1 pseudogene is annotated in these 420 nt (G+C 47.4%); it reads right to left on the reverse strand.

What is annotated here, in order from left to right:
* Positions 1 to 206: 206 nt before the first annotated feature.
* Positions 207 to 420: pseudogene (locus O2S87_RS18880) on the reverse strand (IS66 family transposase); the annotation flags it as partial.

A 420-nucleotide genomic window follows, 5' to 3' on the forward strand; every position in this document is an offset into this window, starting at 1 on the left:
GTTGCTGATCTTGATCGTATCGGATAAAATTGAACGTCACGGGTGAATCCTTACGCTGTACAGGATTTTCTGCTAGATAAGGTCTACGTCATGTGAGTTCTCTGCCGATATTTCTTGGACAGGCTCTTCTACGAGCCTGAATACTAATTATACTCTCTGGAAGTGACAAAAACCTTCGGAGGAGTACATAGATTAATCGTATGTGTTTACCCCGAAGTCTCAACAGCCGGTACAGCGTGAGCTCGTGAGATCATCTTATTGCTGCTGACAACTCGACGAAGTTCCTCGTAGGAATTGCGTCCCTGCTGGCGCCACGTCGCCAGCAGGGACAAGATTGTCTCATGAACGAACATTCCTCGGTCATTACGGAGTGTTCCGATGATTTTCCGGAGAACGACTGGTTCACGAAGTGCGTTCTCA

The organism is Halohasta sp. A2 (genome assembly GCF_056175805.1).